At 39.4% G+C, this 9,449-nt stretch carries 6 protein-coding genes; 3 read left to right on the top strand and 3 right to left on the bottom strand.

Annotation, left to right across the window (positions count from 1 at the left end; all coding sequences use genetic code 11):
* Nucleotides 1-412: 412 nt before the first annotated feature.
* Nucleotides 413-2,554, bottom strand: coding sequence for an alpha-isopropylmalate synthase regulatory domain-containing protein (locus tag IM515_RS00145; protein WP_190717889.1), 2,142 nt, complete (start codon nt 2,552-2,554; stop codon nt 413-415).
* Between the two features lie 697 nt (nt 2,555-3,251).
* Here IM515_RS00145 and IM515_RS00150 point away from each other — a divergent pair.
* A complete protein-coding gene (locus IM515_RS00150; RefSeq protein ID WP_287629426.1) occupies nt 3,252-4,634 on the top strand; it encodes a DUF4407 domain-containing protein in 1,383 nt (460 codons plus the stop codon).
* Nucleotides 4,635-4,740: 106 nt separating this feature from the next.
* Entirely contained in the window at nt 4,741-5,289 is a 549-nt protein-coding gene (locus IM515_RS00155; protein ID WP_008201089.1) for a hypothetical protein, read from the top strand.
* Between the two features lie 443 nt (nt 5,290-5,732).
* Here IM515_RS00155 and trpA read toward each other — a convergent pair whose 3' ends face one another.
* Nucleotides 5,733-6,527, bottom strand: a complete 795-nt coding sequence (gene trpA / locus IM515_RS00160) for a tryptophan synthase subunit alpha (protein ID WP_287629428.1) — start codon at nt 6,525-6,527, stop codon at nt 5,733-5,735.
* Between the two features lie 454 nt (nt 6,528-6,981).
* Here trpA and IM515_RS00165 point away from each other — a divergent pair, with 454 nt between their 5' ends.
* A complete protein-coding gene (locus IM515_RS00165) occupies nt 6,982-7,899 on the top strand; it encodes a glycosyltransferase family 2 protein (protein WP_287629429.1) in 918 nt (305 codons plus the stop codon).
* Between the two features lie 222 nt (nt 7,900-8,121).
* Here IM515_RS00165 and IM515_RS00170 read toward each other — a convergent pair whose 3' ends face one another.
* Complete coding sequence (locus IM515_RS00170; RefSeq protein ID WP_287629430.1) at nt 8,122-9,147, bottom strand: ABC transporter permease; 1,026 nt, start codon at nt 9,145-9,147, stop codon at nt 8,122-8,124.
* Nucleotides 9,148-9,449 lie beyond the last annotated feature (302 nt).

Raw genomic sequence — 9,449 nt, forward strand, 5'->3', positions numbered from 1 at the left:
CTTTTTTTCTAATAAAAACTCAAATTTCGGGTTTCTGTTAGTTAGCGATAGCTTGAAGGCTTACCCCATAAGAGAGCTAGAGTTTAGAGACTGTAAGACTTTTGCCAGAGTCCTGAAAGAGGGATAGATAGACCATTAATTGCGTTGAATAATTGTAAATTTTTGTGGCTCTTCGTTACTTGTTATGGTTCGATAGGGGGGCATAAATCGACTAAATCCTTATCTGGCAAGAGACTTAATTGATTAGTTCGCTCTAGATAAAAAACAATTGACAAAAATCGCTAAATGCCTTTCTATATAAGGGTTACATCCCTTATAACCCCCCTCCATTGCATAAGACAAACCGAAGAGCCATTTTTGTCAAGAGGTGAGGTTATACCTGAACTTTCCCCGCTTATTGACTTTTTACATTTTACTGACTATTGACTAAATCTTTATCCTCAGCTTTTTCCCAGATCAAATCAAACTGTTGTTTATTGACGAGAATATCATCTTGAACAAAGGATATAGAGCCGTCTTCTTCATTTCCTTGACTGTTAACAACCATTTTAGTTGTTAATTCGTCACCACAGACCAAGAAATTTGTTGAAGCTAAGGATTGCCAGCCTAAAAAAGGTTCCGAGTTTGATTGTAAATTCTCTACATTTTCTTCGAGGATATAGCGTACATCTATGCCATCGCGCTTTTGTCTTTCCATAATTTCTTTGATTTCACTAGACAATTTATCTAAGATAAAGACTCTTTGGATATTGATTCCCTGCTGAATCAATTTTTTATTGAATTCTTGAAATTTGTATCCTAGCTCGCTATTCCACCAAGAGACTAATTTGCCACTACTCACTGCGAAGATAGAGATAGGCGCGCTCTCTCTTGTTTCAAAAATCTTTGTTAAAATCTCTATGGTTTTTTCAATTCGTGCTTGTCCAGAAATTTTTACTATTCCAGTCCTAGTATATTCGTTAGCAATTTTTTCCACACAAGTTGATTTATTATTAACGAGGTTATCCGTGGCAGAAACACAGGCATTAAACGCTGCTGTTATCGTGTCTTCATTTATGTCTTTTCCTACATAAAAATTACTCCCATCTTGAATTATAACAGTAGCAGTAACAGGGACGTTTATATCATTGTTTATTTTTTCATTTTGTAAACTTACCCAGTAAAGAAAGAAATTACAAGCCTTGTTCTCTAACTGAAGTGCTTTATTCAAGGAATAATTTAGAGCTTGACATAATGCATTAATTGAGCCTTTTTCTACAGCTATTCCTGTAAATTGTTTATTCGTTTTAGGATTCCACAATGTTACTTCAGCTTCAGCTAATTGATATTGTTCGCAATAAAGTCTGAAGTTTTTTACTTCCCAAATCCCGATAGTTAGCACTGGTTCTTTTTCCTTCCCATTCACTAACAAGCCATCTTTTAGTTCATTGATTAACTCAATTTTCTGTTGAGCTTCAAATTCTTTATGAGTTTCTAAATATTGTAAATCTTCTCTTTCATGAGCTATAAAGTGATCGATCTCATTAATCCAAAAATCGATTAGGGGTGTACGGATAGAATCATCTAATATTAACTTAAGATATTGAATGTTATCATTATTCAAAGTTTCAAGGTTAGCTATTTTACTATATAGTTCAATCTTTGTTTTAATTTCTGGATTCTTGTAGGAAATTATTTCTGTCTCTTTTACTTCTTTTAAATAATCTTCGAGATTCTCACTTTCCTTAATTGTATGAAACTCAAGGCGAATATGTTTAAGCAATTTCTCATGCTTTTCTTTGAGTTCATTAATTAGGTCTTGATTTTCGGATTTCTCAGGTGAGTCTATCCAATCGCCAGCGATTTGTTGATAGCTTAACCCTTTCTCGTATATATGCTCTAATAATTGATGATCTTTCGGACAAGATTCTTTGATTAGTTTGTCTAAAACATATCTAATTATCTTCATATTATTAATCAAAGACTCTTCACTAATGATTAATTTATTAAGACTTGATTCTTTCTCTCTCCGTTGAGAGTTTAAGTGTTTTAAAATTTGCTCTAAACAAAATTTTCTCAGGGTAGCAGAAGGGGCTTTTTCTAAAATGTTTCTGTGAGAAGAATCTGAAACTATCTCCCTAATCGCCTGTCCGATTATTTGAGCGGGACTATAATGTTCAACTTGAACTTGCTTTAAGGTTCTAGCGATAAAAGCAAATAAAGAACGGGCTATCGCGTGTTCTCCTCTTAAAATAAATTGAAAATTTCGTTCTATAAATGGAGATGGATAAATAATAGATGATACTGATTTTTGGGGAGTTATAATCGAGTTTATTACCTGAATAAGACGGCGTTCCTTCCCTCTAGTTTCTCCGGTAATATTAAACTTTTTATAAACTTCTCCCATACATTTCTGACAAGCATTTTCACTTGTTTCAAGTTCTTCCGCTATTTGTCGATAATTTTTTTTCTCAATAAGGCGACGAAAAAAAACTTCTCTTTGCTGATCAGTCAATTGATACTTGTCTGCTACAGGGATGAGCGTCTTGTCGTTGAAGATAGTCAGTTTTTCCATTTCTTAACCTTTGTATAAAAAGACTTTCTGTAACTGTTTAGGAAAGAGATGTTTCAGATGCTCCCAACAGATTTGTCTTTGAGCAAAATCGACCCAATTGTAAGTGTTAAACGTGATCGAGCTCTTCTGGTTTCTGTGTGGAAACGAGGTCTATACTGATAGTTTATTTAACCAAATAGTCCTAAAAGTCTTTCCCAGTAAACATTTCACGATTTCATAAGCAAAAATTATCACACAAAGTCGAGAAGCTCCGTGATCGCACTTCTCAGAGTACCATGTTTCCCTCCTGAACGGCTACTTTTGTATTTTGTATAAAATAATACAAAACTTACCAAGCCGTCATGCTTTACTGAGCTTACTGAGTTTGCTGATTTTACTGAGTTTGCATGAGAAAGAACCTGAACCGATCGCTCGCTCATTGAGTGTCCTCACACTCACAGCTTTGTCCTCCTGCTCATTGGGGCAACTTCCCATCGACTCTAGTTAAATAAGCCTTGAAGCGCGGAGGATTTATCAAACCGAACCTGAATCCGCAGTAATTCTACTTTTTTCCATCTTCATGCAAATAATTTCTACTTTTTTCCATCTTCACGCAAATAATTTCTACTTCGATGGGGACTGACATCACCGAGACAACTTTTTACAATAAATCCAGTTCCAGTTTAGGAATTGGCACACCAACCATCAGGAGGTCAATATGAAATCTACATCTCTACCTCAATCTAATGCAAGCTTTGCTCTGAAATTCCTTTGGTTTTGTGCGGGAGCAAACATTAAGGTTTTAGAACGATGCCAAGTCGATCACAATAAATATGCCATGATCGGTTTTACAATTCTGTTGACCTCTGTACTAGCATCTCTCAGTGGAGGTTATGCCCTGTGGACTGTTTTTAATTCCACAAGGATGGCTATCGGCTTTGGTTTCTTTTGGGGATTAATGATTGGCAATCTTGATCGCTTTTTAGTTTCCACCACTCGGAAGGAGGAAAAGTGGACTGCAGAACAAAGTGTCTTTCTCGGAGTTCGGGTATTAGTCGCTATCTCTATCGCTTTTGTTGTGGCTAAACCCTTAGAACTCAAAATTTTTGAAAAACCGATTCGGGCTGAACTGGTTGAACAAAACTCTAAAAGTGCTTCAGAGAACCAGGAGCGTTTAATCCTGAAGTATTCTGAAATTTCTGACTTAGAAAAAGATAATGAAAAATTGCAGAACGAGTTAGATAAGTCGAAACAACAAAGGGATGAAGCTTATCGGGCTGTTATTGGAGAAGCAGAAGGAACTTCTGGCACAAAAAAATTAGGCAAAGGCCCTGTCTATGACGAAAAATGGCAAAAATATCAGCAAAGTCTGACTGAATATGAAAGCACCAAACAAAATTTAGTTACTCAGATTAAAGAGAATCTCAATCGCATCAAGACATTAACACAAAAACGCGATCTTGAATTGGCGAAGATTGTCGCTGAGAAAGCGAAAGCCGATGATATAATGACTCAGCTTGAGACACTAGATAAGTTAGGAAAGAAAAAGGATAAGCATATTTATGCCCGGTCAAGCTATTTTATCACCCTTCTTTTTGTTTTAATTGATGTCAGTCCAATCATTGCCAAACTATTGCTAAAACGTGGATTATACGATCATCTCTTAGACGAGGAGGAAAAAATACAGCTAAATCTTTCTTTGCGCTCTCTTCGTTTAAGTGAGTCTCATTATTTGCAACAAATAGAAATACAAGAAAAAGCTCAACAGGAAGCAATTAGTAATGCTTTTCAAAGCGAAAACTATCAAAAAGCTGTAGATGAGTTGGGTAAAGTCTATACCAATCAATTAAGTCGAGAAATTTCCCGATTAGGGCAAGAGTTTAATCCTACTGTTTACAAGCAGAAAATTAAGCAGGAAATGCACAAACAAATGGAAAAGCAAACAATTCCTTCTATTGTGGAAGAGGAGGTTCGACATCACCAAAAAGTTAACAAAGTTGAGGAAGCCTATCAACATACATTGGACGCAATGAATGGCTATATGACCAATCAGACCAAAGAAGATAATAGCCATACTCAAAATGGTCAAAACTTTGAATAAAGGGGAGTGAATACAATGTACTACTCGCTTTCAAGAAGCCCGCCCTTAAGAAATGAGTCAAGTTCATGGTATTTTTTTACGACAAACAAATTTCTGGAGTTAAATTATGGTTGACAGACGTTATTCCCTAAGTAAAAATGATGATTTTCATAATACTAACTTGCCCATTATGCGACGGGCCGAGCAAGTTCAGATTGAAGCCATTCAGCTTAGTGAACAAAAACGAGAGGGTTTTCTTGCCCGATTTTTTCCTAGTGAAACTCAAAGAGCGATTGTTAAAGCTCAATTGGCATTAGTTGAAACCGAATACGAATTTCGGAAACGAGCTTTAGAAACTTTGCGTGAAACACAATTGCAAGCTTTAACAGAAACTTGTAATCAGTATTTAACAAGAGATAAAGCTGCCCGTCGCGCCGATACAGCTAAGTTCTTACTTCACAAAAAAGAGGAGTTAGTTTATGAATTAGATGCCATTTTTGAGCGATTTATGAAACTGCTCAAAGAAAGGTATCAAAATATGGAGGATGAATCAAACCCTCTATTTCGTCAAATTCGCCAAGACAAGTTAGAAAAAGACATCAACGATTTTATGGAACTTCAAAACAAGCTTGTTGATAAATTTCAACGCTTAGTTGATGAAGATGTGAATTACTAAAAATAAATGGTTGAGTGCGATGCCGAAGGCACTGCCTAGCAGTACGCCTATCTTGCAAGGTTGGATTGACAACGGAAACCCAACATCATCCCCCTATTATTCTTCATATTTTGTGTTGGGTTGCACGTCGTTTAACCCAATCTAATGATTATTTTACGGGTTATTCCATGGCGACATTGTAATCGAAAATAATCTTTAGTCTGTAGATTGTAGGGTGCGTGTTTGCGGCTGCTACTTTGGACAAAAAACTAAAATCAACAATCGGCCGTAACGCACCAATTTTATTCGTGAGCGCCACCCGTAGAACAAGGTACAATGCTCTTTTAGGGGAACAATCCCTACTGCCACCACCGAGCGTTAAAACCAGCAGAAAAGGGAATCCCAGAGAGATTATACCTCGATCGCCCCGCAGCCGGAATTCCCTTAGAACAACCTCTAACCCCTCACTGAATCGCCTGTTTTAAACTGCGGCAGAATTCTTCGAGGGATTTTAACCCATCGCTGGGGGAATTATCGGCCAGACGTTTAACCATGGCACTGCCGACAATTACCGCATCAGCACCCCAGTTTTTCACCTGTAGTGCCTGTGTCGGGTCAGAAATGCCAAATCCTACCCCCACGGGTTTATCGGTGACAGAACGGATAGAATCGAGCAATTCCTCCACTCTGGTGGCCACTTGGTTACGCATTCCCGTCACTCCCGTGACACTAACCAGATAAATAAAACCTTGGGATTGCCGGGCGATCGCTTGTATTCGTTCCGGGGGACTGGTAGGCGCTACCAATAAAATCACTTCAATTCCCTTAGCGGCAGCCGGTTGCAGCAGACTTTCCGCTTCCTCTAGGGGTAAATCGGGAACCACCAAACCACTCACCCCAGCTGCTTTAATTTGGTCTAAAAAGACATCTATCCCGCGATGATAGATGGGATTATAGTAAGTAAACAGAATAATCGGAGCTTTCACCTCTCCCTGGGCATTTTTGACGATTTCTAGCACATCTTCCAACTTGACACCCCGATTTAAAGCGCGGGTGGCCGCCGCTTGAATAACCGGGCCATCCGCGAGAGGATCGGAATAGGGAACCCCCAATTCGATCAGATCAGCCCCTGCTCGGTCTAAAATGCGTAAAGCTTGGGCAGTGGTAGATAAATCGGGATCACCGGCAGTAATAAAGGGAATCAAGGCACAATTCCCCTGGCAACGGAGAGAACGAAAACACTCGGAAACAGCAGTCATCGAAAATTACTGAAGACATAAAGCACCGTCTATTATCTCATGGCGGGGAATAGCTCATTGCCGGTCGCTACAAGCTCAGGTAAAGAATTTTTGGCTCTTCGGTTTGTGTTATGCAATGGACGGGGGTTATAAGGGATGGAACCCTTATATAGAAAGGCCTTTAGCGATTTTTGTTAATTGTTTTTTTCTAGAGCGAACTAATCAATTAAGTCTCTTGCCAGATAAGGATTTAGTCGATTTATGCCCCCCTATCGAACCATACCAAGTAACGAAGAACCGAATTTTTCAAGTAATACTTAAGGAATATTGACAAAATGGCGATCGAGGATAGAATGATCGCAGTCTGATAGTTTTGAGAAAATCTCTTCTATGAACTGGTTTTCATTCCGCTTTTTCCGGTACACAATAGGACTACTACCCGATCGGGTTTCGTATAATCAAACACCATATATCTATGTTTTCCATTTACATTCTCACTCATAACGAAGAAATTGATATTGCCGCCTGTGTGGAATCGGCACTTCTATCCGATGATGTGATTGTGGTTGACTCCTACAGTAGCGATCGCACTGTAGAGATTGCTTCTCGTTATCCAGTGCGCGTGATTCAGCATCAATTCGAGAGTCATGGTAAACAAAGAACTTGGATGTTAGAAAATATCGAGACTAAATACGATTGGGTTTATATTCTCGAAGCAGATGAAAGGATGACACCCCAACTGTATGCAGAATGTCTGCGTGCCACTCAACAACAGGAATTTACTGGTTTTTATGTGGCCGAAAGAGTTATGTTTATGGGAACTTGGATCCGTCGCAGCACCCAGTATCCTCGTTATCAAATGCGTCTATTTAGAAAAGATCAAGTCTGGTTTAGCGATTATGGTCACACGGAAAGGGAAGAATGTCGAGGAAAAACCTCTTTTTTAGAAGAAACCTATCCCCACTATACCTGTAGTAAAGGTTTAAGTCGTTGGATTGAAAAACATAATCGTTACTCTACCGATGAAGCAGCAGAAACTCTACATCAGTTGGCTAACGGTGGTGTTAGTTGGAAAAATTTATTTTTTGGTGAAACTGAAGTAGATAGACGGAGAGCTTTAAAAGATTTTTCTCTACGATTGCCTTTTCGTCCCCTGCTTCGTTGGTTTTATATGTATTTTATCTTGGCGGGAATTCTCGATGGTAAAGCTGGTTTTGCTTGGTGTACTCTGCAAGCTTTTTATGAGTATTTGATCCTCTTAAAAGTGGCAGAAATGAAACAGGGTTTACCCACTCCCCCCGAAGTGAGAAATCGTTTTCATCCTCCGCAAAATGGTGACAATAGTAATTCCCATAGGCCCGATTTCGTCTCCCTGAAAGGAAAAGCCGATTGACATTCAACCATTATTAATCAGTCAGCAATCACCTAACAACAACCTAGAGATAAAAAGCAATCCAGACCCATTTTTTTATTAGCCGTGACATCAATTTCACGGCCGTTGTCTTATGTCAAGCTGTACTGTCTTTAAGCTGCCTATTGGGATTTTAGCACAAATGCTCAAACTCCCCACTTCCCCACTTCCCCACTTCCCCACTTCATAATTCCCTCTCCCTGATTAATAACGGATGCGAGGATCAATGTAAGCATTGATTAGATCGATCAAAATACTGGCAAAAACCACTATTGTCGCAAAAAAAGCCATTAATCCCTGCACTGTTGGGTAATCCCGCAGAGAAATCGCCCGATATAACTGATTTCCCAAACCCGGCCAAGAAAAAGTCACTTCCGTCAAGACTGCACCACCTAAAAGAGCCGCAAAAGTTAATCCTAAGACAGTAATTACGGGAATTAGGGCATTTTTCAGCGCATGGGCGATCATAATCGTTTTTTCTGGTATTCCTCTCGCTTTTGCCGCATCTACATAGTCCGCTTGCAAAGTTTGTTTCAGATTAACTCGCACCATCCGTTCAAAAATCCCACTCAAAAGAATGCCGAGAGTAAAACTAGGTAAGGCTAGATAATACAAAGCTGTGGGCAACTTATCTAGTTGTAGAGTCATCAGACTATCAAAGGTGTATAAACCCGTAATTGCCTGCGGTGGAGTCTCACTCAAAGGAAAACGAGTCCCCAAAGGAAACCAGCGCAACTGTACCGCAAAAATTAGCTGTAAGAGCATTCCCACCCAAAAAATCGGCAAGGAATAGGTTATCAGTCCAAATAAACGTCCCCCCGCGTCTAAGGGAGTATTCGGACGGGAAGCGGTGATAATTCCCAATCCGACTCCTACTATCACCGCAATTAGCATTCCATAAAAAGTTAGTTCCACCGTCGCCGGAAAATGTTTAGCGATAATCTCCCATACCGTCACCCCCTTACTGGTTAAAGAGTCTCCTAAATTGAGGTGCATTAGGTTAAAAATATAGTCTAGATACTGGAAAAATAGGGGTTTATTCAGTCCTAACTGTTCTCTTAGGGCATTTTTGGCACTTTCAGGGGCGCGGTTGCCTAAAATCGCATCCGTGGGATCACCGGGAGCAACACGCATCAGCAGAAAAACCACCGTCACGATTGTCCATAACATCAAGGGAGCTAGGAGTAAACGCACCAGTAAATAGGATTGTAAAGCAGCGCGGCGAGACATGAGGGCTTTCCGATCAGAAAATACATTCTCAAGGAACCATACCCCAAAAATGACCGAGCGATCGAGAAAAAATTAAGCTGAGGGAATATTTAGTACAAGTAAACTAAAGTAGCGGCACCGACAGTTCTGAGCAAGGGACTACCAAAAACCCCTAAAGGCTAAAAAGCTTACGGAGCAAGGGATAGAAAAAAGATCAAAAAATTTTGCCAAAAGGGGTTGACAAACTTAGGGAAGTTAGATACATTGGTAAATGCGCGGTTGAAGCGAAGCGAAAGCGAAGCGAAACAAACGACGCTCGAACC

The sequence above is a fragment of the Microcystis sp. M44BS1 genome (genome assembly GCF_020244875.1).
GTDB classification, from domain to species: Bacteria; Cyanobacteriota; Cyanobacteriia; order Cyanobacteriales; family Microcystaceae; genus Microcystis; species Microcystis panniformis.

Bases quoted from the DNA above. Each gene is read 5' to 3' on its own strand.
- IM515_RS00150 (WP_287629426.1), top strand. From the start codon at position 3,252: ATGAAATCTACATCTCTACCTCAATCTAATGCAAGCTTTGCTCTGAAA.
- IM515_RS00170 (WP_287629430.1), bottom strand. From the start codon at position 9,147: ATGTCTCGCCGCGCTGCTTTACAATCCTATTTACTGGTGCGTTTACTC.
- trpA (WP_287629428.1), bottom strand. From the start codon at position 6,527: ATGACTGCTGTTTCCGAGTGTTTTCGTTCTCTCCGTTGCCAGGGGAAT.
- IM515_RS00165 (WP_287629429.1), top strand. From the start codon at position 6,982: ATGTTTTCCATTTACATTCTCACTCATAACGAAGAAATTGATATTGCC.
- IM515_RS00145 (WP_190717889.1), bottom strand. From the start codon at position 2,554: ATGGAAAAACTGACTATCTTCAACGACAAGACGCTCATCCCTGTAGCA.
- IM515_RS00155 (WP_008201089.1), top strand. From the start codon at position 4,741: ATGGTTGACAGACGTTATTCCCTAAGTAAAAATGATGATTTTCATAAT.